Source organism: Streptomyces sp. JW3 (genome assembly GCF_052216785.1).
Taxonomy (GTDB): Bacteria; Actinomycetota; Actinomycetes; order Streptomycetales; family Streptomycetaceae; genus Streptomyces.
Window position 1 is genome coordinate 1 of record NZ_JBQOUX010000010.1, and the last position, 17,107, is coordinate 17,107.

The following is a 17,107-nucleotide window of genomic DNA, read 5'->3' on the forward strand; positions in this document are numbered from 1 at the left end:
GGCCCCGGGTCCGGAGGCCCCCGGCCGCGACGTACCGCCGCCCCGGCGCCGGCGCGGCGCCCCCGAGGAGCCGCCGCCCGGCCGGCGCGGACGGCGCCCGGCGAAGAAGAAGTCCAAGGGCCGCAAGATCCTGATGTGGACCGGCGGCACGATGGCCTTCGTGATCCTCGGCACGGCCGCGGCCGCGTACTTCTACGTGGAGCACCTCAACGGCAACATCACGGCCGTCTCCGACGACGGCGCGAGCACCGGCGGTTTCCAGAAGGACAAGGCGATCAACATCCTGCTGATCGGCACCGACAAGCGCACCGGCAGCGGCAACGAGGGCTACGGCGACGCGGGCAGCGTCGGGCACGCGGACACCAACATCCTGCTGCACGTCTCCAAGGACCGTTCCAACGCGACCGCGCTCAGCATCCCCCGCGACCTGATCGTCGACGTCCCGGACTGCCCGACCGAGCAGGAGGACGGCTCGACGAAGGTCATCCCCGGCACCACCGGCGTGCGCTTCAACACCAGCCTGGGCCAGGACGGCCGTACGCCCAGTTGCACCGTGCGCACGGTGACCGAGCTGACCGGGGTGCAGCCGGACAACTTCATGGTCGCCGACTTCAACGCGGTCAAGACGCTGACCACGGCGGTCGGCGGGGTCGAGGTGTGCCTGGCCAAGGACATCGACGACCCCGACTCGCATCTGAAGCTGTCGGCGGGCACCCACACCATCGAGGGCGAGCAGGCCCTCGCCTTCGTCCGCACCCGGCACTCCGTGGGCTTCGGCGGCGACCTGAGCCGGATCGAACTCCAGCAGCAGTTCCTCAGCGCGCTGATGCGCAAGCTGAAGTCCAACGACACCCTCACCAGCCCGACCAAGATGCTGAAGCTGGCCGAGGCGGGCACCGAGGCGCTGACCGTCGACTCCCAGCTGGACAGCATCAGCAAGCTGAAGGACCTCGGTCTGGAGCTGGGCAAGCTCAACGTCAAGAACCTGACGTTCACCACGCTGCCGGTCGTCGACAACCCGGCGGAGGAGACACCGGTCACGGTCGTGGTGGACGACTCGAAGGCCCCCGAGGTCTTCGACATGATCAAGAACGATGTCTCCTTCACCGAGGTCAAGCAGCAGGCCAAGAAGGAGAAGGCGGCCGTCGCCGCCCGCCTCAAGGGCACCAAGGCGGACGCCGCCGAGGTCCGGGTCCAGGTCCTCAACGGCGGCGCCGCCGCCGGCAGCGCCCAGCAGGAGCTGAACTGGCTCCAGACGACGGCCGGCGTCACCAAGTCCGAGAACGGCGGCAACGCCGAGCAGGAACTCAGCAAGACGCAACTGGAATACGACCCCGACCAGGCCGACCAGGCCCGCCGCCTCGCCGACCTGCTCGGCCTGTCCGGCTCGGCCATGAAGCCCGGCGAGTCCGTCACCAACGCCCAGGGCCTGCCCACCATGACACTGACCCTGGGCAAGGACTTCAAGGGCGCCGGCGTCAAGCTCAACTCCTCGTCGAACACGTCGGTGGACGTGGACAAGTCCACGGCCGACGAGGTCAAGTGCGCCGAGTGAACCCGGCGGCCGCATCTCACGTCTGACAGGGCGGCCCCGCCGTACAACCCATCGGGGCCGCCGTTGGTCCACCTCTCGGTGGACACACGTCAAAGGGCGGAGACCGTACCTGGAGGCCGGGACCCGACGCAGTTCGGCGCTGATTCAGGCGGATAATGTGAGCACTCCAGTGCCCACTGCCGTGAAGCCCCGCCAGGCGTCGCGCACTTGCTGATGCTGACCGCGCGCCTTCCGGGCAAGGTGCCGCGTGACTCCCGATGGAGGATTCGGACAACCGTGGACGCGCAAGGCCGTGGGCGGGCGGACGACATCGACCCCGCAGACCAGTGGGTACGCAACCCCCAGACCGGCGAATACGAGCTTCGAGCACCGCACTCCCGGCAGTCGCCCCGCTCTCCCGCACCGGCCCGGGTACCGGGCCCCCGCACCGCGCCCGCCCCCGCTCCCGGTGTCCCGCCCCAGCGAAGACGCCGCCCGGCGAAGCAGAAGCCCAAGGCCGGCAAGGTCCTGCTGTGGACGGGCTCCACGATGGCTTTCGTGATCCTCGCGGCCGGCACCGGCGGCTACTTCTACCTCAAGCACCTCGAGGGCAACGTCTCCACGACGGACGTCGGCGACGCGGGCGCGAGCAGCTTCCGCAAGAACGAGGCGTTCAACATCCTCGTCATCGGCACCGACAAGCGCACCGGCGACGGCAACGAGGGCTACGGCGACACCGGCAGCACCGGCCACGCCGACACCAACATCCTGCTGCACGTCGCCAAGGACCGCTCCAACGCCACCGCGCTCAGCATCCCCCGCGACCTGATCGTCGACGTCCCGGACTGCCCGACCGAGCAGGAGGACGGCACCGAGAAGGTGATCCCGGGGCTCCAGGGCGTCCGGTTCAACCGGAGCCTCGGCGAGAGCGGCCGGGACCCGGGCTGCACCATGCGCACCGTCGAGGCGGTGACCGGCATCAAGCCGGACCACTTCATGATGGCCGACTTCAACGCGGTCAAGACGCTGACCACCGCGGTCGACGGCGTCGAGGTGTGCGTGGACCACGCCGTCGACGACAAGGAGTCCAAGCTCCATCTGGACGCCGGCAAAACCACGGTCGAGGGTGAGCAGGCGCTCGCCTTCGTCCGCACCCGGCACTCCTTCGGCAACAGCGGTGACCTGGACCGCATCCAGGTGCAGCAGCAGTTCCTGGGCTCGCTGATGCGCAAGATGTCCTCCGGCGACACTCTCACCAGCCCCACCAAGCTGCTGAAGCTGGCCGAGGCGGCGACGAAGGCGCTCACCGTCGACAGCGCCATCGGCAATGTCGGCACGCTCAAGGACGTCGCCCTGGAGCTGAAGAAAGTACCGCCGAAGAACATCTCGTTCACCACCGTGCCGGTCGACGACAACCCGGCGGAGACGATCAAGGCGACCGTGGTGCTGCGGCAGTCGGAGGCCCCGCAGCTCTTCGACATGATCAAGAACGACGTCTCCCTCACCGAGGTCAAGCAGCAGGCCAAGAAGGAGAAGGCCGCCGTCGCCGCCCGCCTCAAGGGCACCAAGGCGGACGCCGCCGAGGTCCGGGTCCAGGTCCTCAACGGCGGCGCCGCCGCCGGCAGCGCCCAGCAGGAGCTGAACTGGCTCCAGACGACGGCCGGCGTCACCAAGTCCGAGAACGGCGGCAACGCCGAGCAGGAACTCAGCAAGACGCAACTGGAATACGACCCCGACCAGGCCGACCAGGCCCGCCGCCTCGCCGACCTGCTCGGCCTGTCCGGCTCGGCCATGAAGCCCGGCGAGTCCGTCACCGACGCCCAGGGCCTGCCCACCATGACACTGACCCTGGGCAAGGACTTCGAGGGCGCCGGAGTAGAACTCGACTCCGCGTCGTCCGCGTCGACGAACGTGCGCAAGTCCACGGCCGACGAGGTGAAGTGCGCCAGCTGAGCACGCCGGCGGCGGCAGCGCCGTCCCGCGGCTCGTCGGCGGGGAGGGACACGCAGTGAAGACGCACAACAGCGCGCCGGAGGTGGCCGCGCCGCCCGGCGACGGAGACCCCGGGAACGAAGGGACGCACGGGCACCGGCCGCGGCGCCGCCGCAGGCGGGCGCTGCGCTGGACCGCGATCACCCTCGCCGTGGTGATATGCGCGACGGCCGGCGCCGGATATCTCTACTACCGCCATCTCAACGGCAACATCGAGAAGGCGGAGCTGAACCTCGGCGACAGCAAGGTCGCGGCGCCGACGCCGAACGCCGCCGGGCAGACCCCGCTGAACATCCTGGTCATCGGCTCGGACGCGCGGGACACCGAGGAGAACCAGGAACTCGGCGGCGCGAAGGAGACGTTCGGCTCGGCGCCGCTCGCGGACGTCCAGATGCTGGTGCACCTCTCCGCCGACCGCAGCAACATGTCGGTGGTCAGCATGCCGCGCGACACCCTGGTGCAGATCCCGAAGTGCACCGACCCGGACGACGGGACCGTCTATCCGGCCAGCGACGGCCGGGCGATGACCAACCAGAGCCTCGGCCACGGCGGCCCCGGCTGCACGGTCGCCACCTGGCAGGAGCTCACCGGCATCCACATCGACCACTTCGTCATGGTCGACTTCTCCGGTGTGGTGTCGATGGCGGACGCCATCGGCGGCGTCCCGGTCTGCGTGGACGCCAACATCCACTCCCGGGACAGCCAGGGCCACGGCTCGGGTCTGAAGCTGACGGAGGGCACCCACTCCATCCAGGGCGAGCAGGCCCTCCAGTGGCTGCGCACCCGGTACGGCTTCGAGGACGGCAGCGACCTGGCCCGCGCCAAGGCACAGCACATGTACATGAACTCGATGGTCCGCGTGCTGCGCGAGAACGCCACGCTGAGCAGCCCGGTCAAGCTGCGCCGGCTGGCCGAGGAGGCCACCGAGGCACTCACCGTCGACTCCGGCCTCGGCTCGGTCTCCAAGCTGTACGACCTCAGCAACGAGCTGCGCAAGGTCGAGCCGAAGCGGATCACCATGACCACGATGCCCAACCGGTACGTGGGGGCGCGGGTCGAGCCCACCGAGGACGCCGAGCAGCTGTTCCGGCTGGTGCGCGAGGACATCGCGCTGGACGGCAAGGACGCGAAGAAGAAGCCGGCCGCGTCCGAGGCGCCGGACGATCCGGCCGCCGCCGACGACGAGATCGCCGTGCAGGTGCGCAACGCCACCGGCACCGACACCCGGGCCGCGGTCGGCGGGCGGGCGGGTACGGTGGCGGACCAGCTCGTCGCGGACGGCTTCGGCAAGGCGGTCGCCGACCAGGGCGGGTACGAGGGCGAGGACACCACGGTGGTGCGGTATCCGAGCGCCGACCTGGAGGGCGACGCGCTGCGGGTCGCCAAGTCGCTGGGTGTCCTGTCGAGTTCGGTGAAGAAGTCGACCGACGTGACCGGTGTGACGGTCTTCGTCGGCGCCGACTGGCGCGACAGCGGCGCCTACGAGGCGCCGAAGGAGGACGACACCACGCCGGAGTCGGCCGAGGCCCTCAACGGCGCCGACGAGTCGGCGTGCATGCACGTGAACCCGGCGTTCACCTGGTCCTGAGGCGTCCTGAGTCAGCGGACGTCGGCGGCGGGGGTGGCGGCGTCGGCGTCGGCGTCCGGCAGCACCGCCGCCCGCCGCGACGCGATCACCCTGCGGGCCAGCGACTTCGGGCTGGTCAGAAAGCCCCAGCCCCAGGACATGTGCATGGTCGCGAGCGCCACCGGGATCTGGAGCCGGGCCTTGAGGGGCAGCCCCTTCCCGGCGGGCAGCGACCCGGCGACGATCGCGGCCAGATAGCCGCCCGGGACCACGAAGCCCCACGGGGTGAGCACCGCGCCCACCACGATCCCGGCGGCTATCGCGCACACCGCGGTGGGCGGGGCGAGGTAGCGCAGGTTGATGGAGCCGGAGTGGTAGCGGGCCACGACGTGCCGCCAGCGGCCGTAGTCCTTGTACTGCTTGGCCAGTGCCTTCATGCTCGGCCGGGGCCGGTAGGAGACCTTCAGCTCGGGCGAGAACCAGATCAGGCCGCCGGCCTCGCGGATGCGGAAGTTCAGCTCCCAGTCCTGGGCGCGGATGAACTCCTCGTTGTAGCCGCCCTGCCGCTCCAGCGCCTCGCGGCGGAAGACGCCGAGGTAGACGGTCTCGGCCGGGGCGGCCGCGCCGCCGGTGTGGAAGGCCGCGTTGCCGACGCCGATCTTCGAGGTCATCGCGGCGGCCACCGCGTGCTCCCAGTCGTTCTCGCCCTCGGCGTGCATGATGCCGCCGACGTTCTGCGCGCCGGTCTCCTCCAGGAGCCGTACGGCCGTGGCGATGTAGCCGGGCGAGAGCATGCCGTGGCCGTCGACGCGGACCACGACCGGGTGCCGGGACGCCTTGATCGCGGCGTTCAGCGCGGCGGGGGTGCGGCCGGTCGGGTTCGGCACCACATGGATGCGGGGGTCCTCGCGGACCAGCTCGGCGGCGATCTCCTCGGTCCGGTCCGCGGACGGACCGACGGCGATCACCACCTCCATCTCGCCGGGATACTCCTGGGCGAGGATGGCCTGGACGGCGCCGCGCAGATGACGTTCCTCGTTGAGGACGGGCATGATCACGGAAACGGCGGGGAGCCGCACGTCGGACTTGGCGTTCATCACGGCTCACGTTACCGCGAACGGGGGACCCGGGTGCGCGCCGCGGGGGCCGCTGCCCCGGTCCGCAGATCGTATCGGCCTACGGTGCTCAGGATCACACGACCGGTACCCCACTCCGGCACACCGTTCCGGCACACCAGGGCCTGTCCTCGCGGAGGTGTCCCCTTGCCCACGCCGCCCCGCTCCCCCGCCCCCAGGGTCCCGGCCACGCCGCCGCGGCACCGGCGGGCGCGTCCCGTCCGGCGCGCGTCCGCGCGGCGGCGCGGCCCGCGCTGGGCCGTGCGGGTGTCGTCCGCGCTGTCGGTGGTGGTGCTGGCCTCGGCCGGGATCGGGCACGCGGTGCTGACCGGCCTGGACTCCGACCTCACCCGGGTCGACGCCTTCAAGGACATGAAGAACCGGCCGCGGGCCGGGCACGGCATGAACGTGCTGCTGGTCGGCACCGACGGCCGGGACCGGATCTCCGAGCGGGAGCGGCGCGCGTACCGGCTGGGCGGCGCGCCCTGCCACTGCACCGACACGATGATGATCGTGCACATCTCGGCGGACCGGGACCGGGCCAGCGTGGTCAGCCTGCCGCGCGACTCCTACGCCGTCCTCCCGGCGCACACCGACCGCACCACCGGCGAGCGGCACAAGGGGCATCCGCTGAAGCTGAACGCGGCGTACGCGGAGGGCGGCCCGCAGCTGACCGTGCGGACCGTCGAGGCGATGACCAAGGTGAAGATCGACCACTACCTGGAGGTCGACTTCACCAGCTTCATGAAGACGGTCGACGTCCTCGGCGGCGTCCGGATCTGCACCGCGCAGCCGCTCAAGGACCGCTACACCGGCCTGGACCTGCCGGCCGGCACGCACACCCTGAAGGGCGGCCAGGCCCTCCAGTACGTCCGCGCCCGCCATCTGGACGGGGCGTCCGACCTGAGCCGGATGCAGCGCCAGCAGCGGTTCATGGCGGCCACCATCGACCGGGCCACCTCGTCGGGCATCCTGCTGAACCCGATGAAGTTCCGGGACGTGACGAAGGCGGTACTGGGTTCGGTCCGCGCCGACCGGGGCTTCGGCACCGGCGAGATGCTCGCCCTGGGCCGCGCGATGCGCGACTTCTCCCCGTCGTCGTCCGAGTTCACCACCGTCCCCCTCCAGCCGATGGGGTACGCCGTGAAGGGCGTCGGCTCCACCCTGAAGTGGGACGACGCGGCGGCCGGGCGGCTGTTCGCGGCGCTGCGCGAGGACCAGCCGCTGGCCGCGCACCGGCCGGCCCCGAGGACCGGGGTGGTACGGGTCCCGGTCGATCCCCGGCAGATCCGGGTCCAGGTCGCCAACGGCACCCGCACCGCCGGGCTCGGCAAGCGCGTCGACAAGGCGCTGCGGGCCACCGGGTTCCGCACCTCCGGCGCCCCGGTGAACGCCCCGGCGCCGGACGTGGCACGTACCGTCGTCGCCTACGACCCGCGCTGGGACAACTCGGCGAAGTCGCTGGCCGCCGCGCTGCCCGGCAGTGAGCTGCGGGCGGTCCCGGGGCAGGGCGGCACGCTGAAGGTGATCGCGGGCGCCGACTTCGCGGAGGTCCGCGAGGTGCGGCCGGAACAGCCCCCGCGGCGGACGGGGGCCGTGGTCCGGGGCGACGAGGTGGTGTGCGGGAAGCGGACCTGAGACCGGCGGCTCAGTTGCCGGAGACGGTGACCTTCTCGTCGTTCTTCAGCTCGTCCACCAGCGTCTTGACCTTGGCGCTGTCCCACTGGAGATTGCCGTTCGAGGTGTTCCCCGCGATCGGCATGTTCATGGAGGTGCCGTCGCCGCCGCTGACGCCCTTCATCGCCCAGAACATGCCGGCCAGGTCGAACAGGCCCATGTCCTTGTCGACGACGAGCGAGTCCAGGCCGGCGCCCATGGTCGGGTAGAGCTTGAACGGGTTCAGCACGGTCGACGGGGTCGCCACCTGACTGGCCAGGGCGGACAGGAACTTCTGCTGGTTCTTGGTGCGGTCCAGGTCGGAGCCGGCCAGCGCGTACCGGGTGCGGACGAAGGCGAGGGCCTCCTCGCCGTTGAGGGTCTGCTCGCCCTTCTTGAAGTTGGCGCCGGACTTGGTGTCCTTGATGTCCTGCGGGATGTCGATGGTGACACCGCCGACCGCGTCCACGATGTTGGCGAAGCCACCGAAGCCGATCTCGACGTAGTGGTCGATGTGCAGGCCGGTGTTGTACTCGACGGTGCGCACCAGCAGCTCGGGGCCGTCCTCGGCGTAGGCGGCGTTCAGCTTCACGTGCCGGCCGGTGCCCTGGTAGGTCTTGCCGGACTCGGACCCCTTGTACGTGGGGATCTCGACGTCCGAGTCCCGGGGCAGGGAGACCAGCGTGGAGCCGTTGTCGCCGGTGTGCAGGATCATCATCGAGTCGGTGCGCTTGCCCTCGGCGGAGCCGGTGTGCAGTTCCTTCTTCTCCGCGTCGGTCATGCCCTCGCGGCTGTCGGAGCCGACGATCAGGTAGTTGGTGCCCTCGCCCGCGTCCGGCCGGTCGATCACCTTGGACAGGTCGACGTCGCGGTTGAGCTTGGAGTCGGCCCAGAAGTACGTACCGACGAACGTGACGACCAGCACGGTCGCCACGGTGATCGCGGTCCACTTGATCCGGCGGCCCCAGTTGGGCGCGGGGCGCCCCGGGCCGCCGGGACCGGGGCCGGCCGGGCCCTGGCCGCCGGGGCTGCCGTAGACCTGGCCGGTGTTGTAGCCGCTGTCGTACCCGCCGTGCCCGCCGCCGTCGACGTACGTCGGCTGCTGCGGCACCCCGGCGCCGTACGGCGGCGCCCCCGGGCCGGGCGGCGGCGTCTGGCCGCGCCGGACCTGCCGCATCACGCGGGCGCTCTCGGGCTGCGCGCTCGCGCTGCCGCGTCCGTACCGGCCGCCGTTGTCGCCGGGCCTTCCCTCGGGCCAATCGCTCATGCGGACCAGTGTGCAGGTCTCGGCTGTGCCCTATACAAGGGTCGTCGGAAAATCAGGGCAGCGCTGTTGCCAAGCTGACACAAATCACACCGATGTCGCCCCCGCTTAAGGTGGAGGTCATGACAGACCAGGCACCACAGGCTCCGGCCGAGGACGCGGCGGCCCCGGAGATCCCGGGCAAGCCGACCTCGGCCTCCCGCACCACCCTGAGCCACATCATGACCCACAACGACACCAATCTGCTGGGCACGGTGCACGGCGGCGTGATCATGAAGCTGGTGGACGACGCGGCGGGCGCCGTCGCCGGACGTCACTCGGGCGGCCCGGCCGTCACCGCGTCGATGGACGAGATGGCGTTCCTCGAACCGGTCCGGGTCGGTGACCTGGTCCATGTGAAGGCACAGGTGAACTGGACCGGCCGGACGTCGATGGAGGTCGGGGTGCGGGTCCTGGCGGAGCGCTGGAACGAGTCGGCGCCGCCCACCCAGGTCGGCTCGGCCTACCTGGTCTTCGCCGCGGTGGACGCGGACGGCAAGCCGCGCGCGGTACCGCCGGTGCTCCCGGAGACCGAGCGCGACCGGCGCCGCCACCAGGAGGCCCGGATCCGCCGCACCCACCGGCTGGCCCGCCGCCGCGCGATCATGGAACTGCGGGAGCGCCGGGCGGCGGAGGGGTTCGCGGACTAGCGGACCGGCTGTACGGCTGTACGGCTCTGCGGCACGGGGGCGTGCCCTGCCCTACCGAGGGCCAGGCCCTCTCACCTCGAACCAGAGCAGCTTCCCCGCCCCGCGTCCGAGCAGCCCCTCCCCGAGCGTCCAGCCGCCCCACGTCTCGGCGTACTCCTGTACGAGGTGCAGCCCTCGCCCGCCACGCGCGCCGAGCGGCGCGGTTGCGATCCGCCCGCCGGACGGGTCGGCGAACGGCGCGGGCACGTACGGGTGGCTGTCCCACACCCCCACCCGCAGCCGCCCGTCCCCCAACGCGCTGAGCCGTAGCGAGCACGGCCCGCGCGTGTGCCGGTAGGCATTGGTCACCAGTTCGGACGTCAACAGCTCGACGTCGTCCAGCAGTTCGCGTTGCCCATGTCCCGCGAGGGCGGCCCGTACGGTCACCCGTGCGACGCGTGCGGCTCTGGGGTCGTGTGGCAGGCGGAGGGCGTATGCCCAGGTATCGGACGGGGATACGGTGCCCATGAAGGCCTCCGGGAAGTTGGGCGGTATGGAGAACACCGTAGAACCTCTCGGGAGATCCATCTCCCACATTGAGAAGATGTAACAGCTATTACCTCGTGTGGGTTACGAGTGCACCCGCACAGCGGTCCGAGGAGAGGTGTCTTGCCCCCCGTCAGCAACCCCACCCTGCGCCAGCGGCGCCTGGGCACTGAACTGCGCAAACTGCGGGAACATGCCGGGTTCACCGTCACCCAGGCCGCCTCTCACCTGGGCGTCAACCAGGGGCGGGTGAGCATGATCGAGACCGGACGCAGCCCTCTCAGCGCCGACCGTGTCCGGGCGATGGCTTCCGCCTACGACTGTGCCGACGATGTCCTGATCACCGCCTTGGCCGCGATGACCGGGCGTCGGGTTCGTGGCTGGTGGGAGGAGTACCGCGAGCACCTGCCCGCGGCCCTGGTCGACCTGGCCGAACTGGAGCACCACGCCACCGCACTGCGCGTAGCCCTCGCGATACACATTCCCGCGCTCCTCCAGACCACCGACCACGCCCGCGCGCTGTTCCGCGCAGTGGTCCCGGCCATGCGGCAGTACGAGATCGAGCACCGCCTCACCCATCGCGTCAAGCGCCAGGGCATCCTTCACCGGGACGCCCCGACTCCGTACTCGGCGATCATTCACGAGTCGGCTCTCCGCATGGGCTTCGGCGGCCCCGCCGTCGCGCGAGGCCAGCTCACCCATCTGCTGGAGATGAGCGAACTGCCGCACGTCACGCTGCGGGTCATTCCCTTCGGGGCGGAGCGCTACCCCAGCACGGGACAGTCCTTCGACTACGTCGAGGGGGCCGTACCCCAACTCGACACCGTGCAACTGGACACCCACCACGGGGGCTGCGGATTTCTCGACGCAGACGCGCAGTTGAGCAAGTACCGTGCCGTTCTGGATCACATGGAGTCCTGCGCCCTCGACCCCGCCGGATCGCGGGACGCCATCCAGAACCTCATCCGGGAGATGTGAGAGAGGCTGATCGTGAAAAACCTTCAATGGCGGAAGTCCACGTACAGCGGTGACAGTTCGAACTGCGTAGAGACAGCCAGTGTGCCGACCGCGATCCTGGTCCGCGACTCCAAAAAGCCCGCGCCCGCAGTCCTCGCCTTCCCCCCTGCCGCCTGGGCCGCCTTCCTCTCGCACGCAACGAAGAAGAGCCATTGAGCAGAGCCTCGTACTGCCTGACTCCCCCGCTCTCCTACAGAAGGCCATCCGTGACAAGCTCATCCAAGACCCTCGGAGAATTTTTCGACTCCTTCGAGTGCGAGGCTTTCCGCCTGGAGACCCTGGATGACTACAGCAAATCCGGGAACGTCGACGCGTATCACGCCTTCCTGGCTGGGCAGCCACAGCCGAGTGACTACAACGCCGGGTGGGTGGAAGAACTCCGCTCGCACACCAGAGCCGGAAAGCGAGTCCATCGGGTACACATTCTGTCGCGCCCGCTCACGGACTATCTGTCCTTCGAACTCGGCTGGGGCTACCGAAAGAACAGCACCGGCGGCGAGGAGTTCTTCATTCTCGATATCACCGACAAGCCCAATCCGCTGGCCGGCGTCCCCGACTTCTGGTGCTTCGACTCCGCGTCCGTGGTCGTGATGAACTACGACGAGACCGGAAAGTACGTCGGCTCAGCGCTATTGGAGCCCGAACGGGTGGTGGAATTCACCGGGTACCGTGACACGGCTCTCGCCGAGGCGGAACCCTTCGTCGAATGGTGGGCCAAGTACGGGACGTGAAGAAGCCCCGGCCTCCGCAGCTGACGCTGTCGGTGCCGGCCGGGGCTCGTTCGTCAGTGACCTGCACGAACACCCTCACAGAGGGGAGCTCCCGCTATCACGTGAGAGACGCCACCGCATCCGCTATCAAGCGTCGCGCTGCCGCTCCCCGCGCGGCCCCCTGTGACAGCCGCTCAAAGGCTCGGGCGTAAAGCTCGACCTGGCTGGGCTGTGTGAGGGTGGCAGCCGCGTCCAGCCTGTCCGCGTGCACCCTGCTGTCGTCGAAGATCGTGAACGTTGGCATGGGCCAAACGGTTCGTTGCGCTGAGAACGGGACGAGCCCCACGGCGACGTTCGGACGTTCCATCACCCCAAGCAGGTGACCAAGCTGGGCCGCCATGGTGTCCGCGCCACACAGCCGGTACCGCAATACCGACTCCTCCAGTACGAATGAAAACCGGCGTGTGCCACTCCTCAGCACCTCGTTACGTCTCATACGGGCCGCAACAGCATCAGTCACATCGTCCGGGGTCCCTCGGAATTCTGCGATGGACGACAGCAGGGCAGCGGCGTATCCGGGTGTCTGGAGGAAACCGGGAATCACATCGGAGACGTAGACCCTGAAGATCTTTGTTTGTTGGTACAGGTCTCCGGTGGACTCCTGCAACCGGCGGAGGCCGCTTCGCTGGAGTCGTCTCCACTGCACATGGGCATCTGCGGACTGTCTGTTGGCAGCGATCAGGTCGGGGGCCTGGCCATCAACGCCGCAGGCTCGACACCACGCTTTGATGTCCGCGTCTGACGGAGGAGTCTTGGCATTCTCGATCCGGGAGGACTTCGACTCCGACCAGCCGCACCTGACGGCCAGCTCCCGCCCGCTGATCCCCGCGTCCTTCCTGATCTCACGCAGACGCCCGGCCAGTTCCTCACGGGCCTTCTGAACACGCGAGGAGGGGTTTGGGGACATGGAGCCGGCTTTCATCAAATTTCGTACAGGTGGTGCGGGATCGCTCGCTCCCAGACCGCTTCGAAGGCGGCGGAGCACAGTTTCACGGCTTCCGGGTCAACCGTGATCTCGTCCTCCACCACCACTCCATCACCTGAGAAATGGTGCACTCGGAGCAGGGTGCCGTCGAAGAGCCAGAAGTCATTGCCCGGCAGAGCGATACTCGTAGCCCGCCGCCGCGGCAACCACCGCACTTCCTCGCCCGCCGTGACATTGGCGCGGGTGACGTAGTACTCCCAGCGGATGTAGTCCGACACCGGCTCGGAGACCACCCGGGCCCGGCGGATCGCCACGTCCCGGGCCACGGTGTCCGTGATCAACTGGTCGTAGGGGTGCCACCAGGACGCGCGGTCCTCCCAATCGATCCGCTCACCCCGCTTCCACGCCTCGAACCGATCGGTGGAGGCATATGAATCACGGAGTTCCAGGTGAACGGCGGATCGCTCGCACTGGCCAAGCAGCTCAGCGAAGCTGGGCACGCTCGACGGCATCACACGCCTCCCTGATCATCGGGATCATCCGGGCCGGAATCCTGACGACCGCCTCACTGTCTGGTACCGAACCGTTCGCCGGACTGCTCCTGGAACGTCCTGCGTACCTGTCCCTGGCCGTGGTGACCTGCTCACCGCATCGTGCGAACGCGACACCGGCCTGCCCGGTCGCGTAGTCGACGCGGCGAAGAAGCCCCCGGCAGCCCCGGCCCCCGCAGCTGACGCTGCCCGGGCCGGCCGGGGCTCGGTCCGTTCGTCAGGTCCTCAGGGGAGGTTCCTGGCCATCACGATCCGCTGAACTTGGTTCGTGCCCTCATAAATCTGGGTGATTTTCGCGTCTCGCATCATCCGCTCCACCGGATAGTCACGGGTGTAGCCGTATCCGCCGAGCAGCTGGACCGCGTCCGTGGTGACCTCCATCGCCACGTCCGAGGCGAAGCACTTGGCGGCCGCGCCCTGGAAGGTCAGGTCACGGTCGCCGCGTTCGGACTTGGCGGCGGCGGCGTACGTGAGCTGGCGGGCCGCCTCGATCTTCATGGCCATGTCGGCGAGCATGAACTGGATGCCCTGGAAGTCGGCGATCGGCTTGCCGAACTGCTTGCGTTCCTGGACGTAGCCCTTGGCGTAGTCCAGCGCGCCCTGGGCGATGCCGAGGGCCTGGGCGGCGATGGTGATGCGGGTGTGGTCCAGGGTCTTCATGGCCGTGGCGAAGCCGGTGCCCTCCGCGCCGATCATGCGGTCGGCGGGGATGCGGACGTTGTCCAGGTAGACCTCGCGGGTCGGGGAGCCCTTGATGCCGAGCTTCCGCTCCGGGGCGCCGAAGGAGACGCCCTCGTCGGACTTCTCGACGACGAAGGCGGAGATGCCCTTGGAGCGCTTGGTGGGGTCGGTGACGGCCATGACCGTGTAGTACTCGGACTCGCCGGCGTTGGTGATCCAGCGCTTCACACCGTTGAGGACCCAGAAGTCGCCGTCGCGGACCGCCTTCGTCTTCATGCCGGCCGCGTCCGAGCCCGCGTCCGGCTCGGAGAGACAGTACGAGAACATGCCGTCGCCCTTGGCGAGGGGGGACAGGTACTTCTTCTTCAGGTCCTCCGAGCCGGAGAGGATCACCGGGAGGGAGCCGAGCTTGTTCACCGCCGGGATGAGGGAGGAGGAGGCGCAGACCCGGGCCACCTCCTCGATGACGATCACGGTGGCGAGCGCGTCGGCGCCCGCGCCGCCGTAGGACTCGGGGACGTGCACCGCGTGCAGGTCGTTCGCGGTCAGCGCGGCCAGCGCCTCGCGCGGGAAGCGGGCCTCCTCGTCCACCGCGGCGGCGTGCGGCGCGATCTTCGCCTCGGCCAGCGAACGGACGGCGTCGCGGAGCATGTCGTGCTCCTCCAACGGGCGGTACAGGTCGAAGTCAGCCGATCCGGCCAAGGTCTTCACGCTCCAGAACGATGCGGTCATGACGCTAACTACTGTTAAGTAACCCAGATTTTAGAACCGGGTCGGCGCGGGTGGGTAGGTGAGCTTGACGACAGCCGCAGGCTGCCCGTCCGAAGCCCGGACCATGCCCCCGGTTATGCTCGCTCCCGCACCGTCGCCGTACACCCCTGGAGCATCCATGGCCCTCAAGATCACCGTGATCGGCACCGGCTATCTCGGCGCGACGCACGCGGCGGCCATGGCCGAGCTGGGCTTCGAGGTGCTGGGTCTGGACGTGGTGCCGGAGAAGATCGACATGCTGCGGCGCGGCGAGGTCCCGATGTACGAGCCGGGGCTCGAGGAACTGCTGCGCAAGCATGTCGCCGGGATCGAGGGGTCCAGCGGGCGGCTGCGCTTCACATGCGACTTCGAGGAGGTCGCGGCCTTCGGCGACGTGCACTTCCTGTGCGTGAACACCCCGCAGAAGCACGGTGAGTACGCCTGCGACATGAGCTATGTGGAGTCGGCGCTGGCCTCGCTCGCCCCGCACCTGCGCGGTTCCGCGCTGGTGGTCGGCAAGTCGACGGTGCCGGTCGGGTCGGCCGACCGGCTGGCCGCCTACCTGGTCGAGCACGCCCCGGCGGGCGGGGACGCCGAGCTGGCCTGGAACCCGGAGTTCCTGCGCGAGGGCTTCGCCGTCCAGGACACCCTGCACCCGGACCGGATCGTGGTCGGCGTGCGCAGCGAGCGGGCCGAGAAGCTGCTGCGCGAGGTCTACGCCACGCCGGTCGGTGAAGGGACGCCGTTCGTGGTGACCGACTTCCCGACCGCCGAGCTGGTCAAGACGTCCGCGAACTCCTTCCTGGCCACGAAGATCTCCTTCATCAACGCGATGGCGGAGGTGTGCGAGGCCGCCGACGGCGACGTGGCCAAGCTGGCCGAGGCGATCGGCTACGACGACCGGATCGGGAAGAAGTTCCTGCGGGCCGGGATCGGGTTCGGCGGCGGGTGCCTGCCCAAGGACATCCGGGCGTTCATGGCCCGCGCCGGTGAGCTGGGCGCCGACCAGGCGCTGACCTTCCTGCGCGAGATCGACTCCATCAACATGCGCCAGCGCGGCCGGATGGTCGAGCTGACCCGTCAGGCGCTGGGCGGCGGCCCGTTCCTCGGCAAGCGGGTCGCGGTGCTCGGCGCCACCTTCAAGCCGGACTCCGACGACGTACGGGACTCCCCCGCGCTCAACGTCGCCGGGCAGATCCACCTCCAGGGCGGCCAGGTCACGGTCTACGACCCCAAGGGCATGGCGAACGCCCGGCGGCTCTTCCCGACCCTCGGCTACGCCGAGTCGGCGACGGACGCGGTGCGCGGCGCGGACGTGGTGCTGCACCTGACGGAGTGGCGGGAGTTCCGCGAGCTGGACGCCGAGGCGCTCGGCGAGGTGGCGGGCGCCCGGGTGATCCTGGACGGGCGCAACGCGCTGGACCCGGAGGCGTGGCGGCGGGCCGGCTGGACGTACCGGGCGATGGGCCGGCCGACCGCGTAGTTCAGGCCCCCTTGGCCCGGTAGCGGCGCATCTTCGCGCGCGCCCCGCACACCCGCATCGAGCACCAGCGGCCGCGGCCGGCGGGGCTGCGGTCGTAGTACGCCCACAGACAGTCGGTGGCCTCGCACGCCTTCAGCCGGTTCCAGGTGTTCGCGACCAGGGCCTCCGCGACGGCGGCGGCGATCCGGGCGGTGAGGGATTCCGGGTGGGCGGGCGCGAGCGCGGCCGAGCCGTCGGCGGCGTCGACCGTCACCACCAGCGGCCCTTGGGCCAGCAGCTCCCCCAGCGGGGTCACCGCGCGGTGCGGCGGATGGCCGGCGTGGGCGAGCAGCGCGGCCCGCAGCGACTCACGCAGTGCGACGGCCGCCGGCACCTCATCCGCCGTGAGGCGGAACGCCGCCCGTCCCTCCGGTGTGCCCAGCGTGTCCGTGCCCGTCTCCACGTCGAGCGTGTTCACCAGCGACTCCACCAGCGCCAGCCGCCCCGGCGCGGGGGATCTGTCCGTCATGCCCGTGACGTTACCGCTAAATCGGGTGATGCAGTAACCGTTACTGGATACCCTCCCCTTGCCGGTAACCGACTCCGAGG

General features: G+C 69.7%; 17 protein-coding genes. 10 read left to right on the forward strand and 7 right to left on the reverse strand.

From position 1 onward, the window contains the following. From ACTT8P_RS06605 to ACTT8P_RS06615, 3 genes are all read left to right on the forward strand, one after another. A partial coding sequence (locus tag ACTT8P_RS06605; protein WP_442830581.1) for an LCP family protein occupies positions 1-1,555 on the forward strand: 1,555 nt, incomplete at its 5' end. A gap of 276 nt (positions 1,556-1,831) precedes the next feature. Then, positions 1,832-3,487: an LCP family protein gene (locus tag ACTT8P_RS06610; RefSeq protein ID WP_442830582.1), complete on the forward strand. Its 1,656-nt coding sequence runs from the start codon at positions 1,832-1,834 to the stop codon at positions 3,485-3,487. Positions 3,488-3,569: 82 nt separating this feature from the next. Further along, positions 3,570-5,114, forward strand: coding sequence for an LCP family protein (locus ACTT8P_RS06615; protein ID WP_442830667.1), 1,545 nt, complete (start codon positions 3,570-3,572; stop codon positions 5,112-5,114). Positions 5,115-5,125: 11 nt separating this feature from the next. Here the strand turns inward: ACTT8P_RS06615 and ACTT8P_RS06620 are convergent, their stop codons facing one another. After that, positions 5,126-6,190 (reverse strand): glycosyltransferase family 2 protein, encoded by a 1,065-nt coding sequence (locus ACTT8P_RS06620; protein ID WP_442830583.1) that lies wholly within the window; start codon positions 6,188-6,190, stop codon positions 5,126-5,128. Positions 6,191-6,355: 165 nt separating this feature from the next. On the opposite strand from ACTT8P_RS06620, the gene ACTT8P_RS06625 reads away from it, so the two are divergent. Continuing rightward, the gene (locus ACTT8P_RS06625) at positions 6,356-7,846 is read left to right on the forward strand and encodes an LCP family protein (protein ID WP_442830584.1); all 1,491 of its coding nucleotides are present in this window, start codon (positions 6,356-6,358) and stop codon (positions 7,844-7,846) included. Positions 7,847-7,856: 10 nt separating this feature from the next. On the opposite strand, the gene ACTT8P_RS06630 is transcribed toward ACTT8P_RS06625, so the two are convergent. Then, the gene (locus ACTT8P_RS06630) at positions 7,857-9,131 is read right to left on the reverse strand and encodes an LCP family protein (protein WP_442830585.1); all 1,275 of its coding nucleotides are present in this window, start codon (positions 9,129-9,131) and stop codon (positions 7,857-7,859) included. A 119-nt stretch (positions 9,132-9,250) separates the two neighbouring features. Here ACTT8P_RS06630 and ACTT8P_RS06635 point away from each other — a divergent pair, with 119 nt between their 5' ends. Then, positions 9,251-9,817: an acyl-CoA thioesterase gene (locus ACTT8P_RS06635; protein ID WP_442830586.1), complete on the forward strand. Its 567-nt coding sequence runs from the start codon at positions 9,251-9,253 to the stop codon at positions 9,815-9,817. A gap of 51 nt (positions 9,818-9,868) precedes the next feature. Here the strand turns inward: ACTT8P_RS06635 and ACTT8P_RS06640 are convergent, their stop codons facing one another. Next, the gene (locus tag ACTT8P_RS06640) at positions 9,869-10,324 is read right to left on the reverse strand and encodes an ATP-binding protein (protein ID WP_442830587.1); all 456 of its coding nucleotides are present in this window, start codon (positions 10,322-10,324) and stop codon (positions 9,869-9,871) included. Between the two features lie 141 nt (positions 10,325-10,465). Between ACTT8P_RS06640 and ACTT8P_RS06645 the strand changes: the two genes are divergently transcribed. The 3 genes from ACTT8P_RS06645 to ACTT8P_RS06655 are packed head-to-tail and all read left to right on the forward strand — an operon-like array spanning position 10,466 to position 12,090. Further along, positions 10,466-11,320, forward strand: a complete 855-nt coding sequence (locus ACTT8P_RS06645) for a helix-turn-helix domain-containing protein (protein ID WP_442830588.1) — start codon at positions 10,466-10,468, stop codon at positions 11,318-11,320. 12 nt (positions 11,321-11,332) lie between these two features. Beyond that, positions 11,333-11,515 (forward strand): DUF397 domain-containing protein, encoded by a 183-nt coding sequence (locus ACTT8P_RS06650; RefSeq protein WP_442830589.1) that lies wholly within the window; start codon positions 11,333-11,335, stop codon positions 11,513-11,515. A gap of 50 nt (positions 11,516-11,565) precedes the next feature. Then, positions 11,566-12,090, forward strand: a complete 525-nt coding sequence (locus ACTT8P_RS06655; protein ID WP_442830590.1) for a DUF6879 family protein — start codon at positions 11,566-11,568, stop codon at positions 12,088-12,090. Between the two features lie 97 nt (positions 12,091-12,187). On the opposite strand, the gene ACTT8P_RS06660 is transcribed toward ACTT8P_RS06655, so the two are convergent. Further along, positions 12,188-12,937, reverse strand: a complete 750-nt coding sequence (locus ACTT8P_RS06660; RefSeq protein WP_442830668.1) for a helix-turn-helix domain-containing protein — start codon at positions 12,935-12,937, stop codon at positions 12,188-12,190. Between ACTT8P_RS06660 and ACTT8P_RS06665 the strand changes: the two genes are divergently transcribed. Continuing rightward, positions 12,882-13,010 (forward strand): hypothetical protein, encoded by a 129-nt coding sequence (locus ACTT8P_RS06665; RefSeq protein WP_361157022.1) that lies wholly within the window; start codon positions 12,882-12,884, stop codon positions 13,008-13,010. The two genes, ACTT8P_RS06660 and ACTT8P_RS06665, sit on opposite strands and share 56 nt — an antisense overlap. A gap of 40 nt (positions 13,011-13,050) precedes the next feature. Here the strand turns inward: ACTT8P_RS06665 and ACTT8P_RS06670 are convergent, their stop codons facing one another. After that, complete coding sequence (locus ACTT8P_RS06670) at positions 13,051-13,566, reverse strand: DUF6879 family protein (protein WP_442830591.1); 516 nt, start codon at positions 13,564-13,566, stop codon at positions 13,051-13,053. A 264-nt stretch (positions 13,567-13,830) separates the two neighbouring features. Next, complete coding sequence (locus ACTT8P_RS06675) at positions 13,831-14,988, reverse strand: acyl-CoA dehydrogenase (RefSeq protein WP_442830669.1); 1,158 nt, start codon at positions 14,986-14,988, stop codon at positions 13,831-13,833. A 187-nt stretch (positions 14,989-15,175) separates the two neighbouring features. On the opposite strand from ACTT8P_RS06675, the gene ACTT8P_RS06680 reads away from it, so the two are divergent. Then, positions 15,176-16,519 (forward strand): UDP-glucose dehydrogenase family protein, encoded by a 1,344-nt coding sequence (locus ACTT8P_RS06680; RefSeq protein WP_442830592.1) that lies wholly within the window; start codon positions 15,176-15,178, stop codon positions 16,517-16,519. A gap of 1 nt (position 16,520) precedes the next feature. Here ACTT8P_RS06680 and ACTT8P_RS06685 read toward each other — a convergent pair whose 3' ends face one another. After that, positions 16,521-17,027 (reverse strand): CGNR zinc finger domain-containing protein, encoded by a 507-nt coding sequence (locus tag ACTT8P_RS06685; RefSeq protein ID WP_442830593.1) that lies wholly within the window; start codon positions 17,025-17,027, stop codon positions 16,521-16,523. Positions 17,028-17,107: the final 80 nt, after the last annotated feature.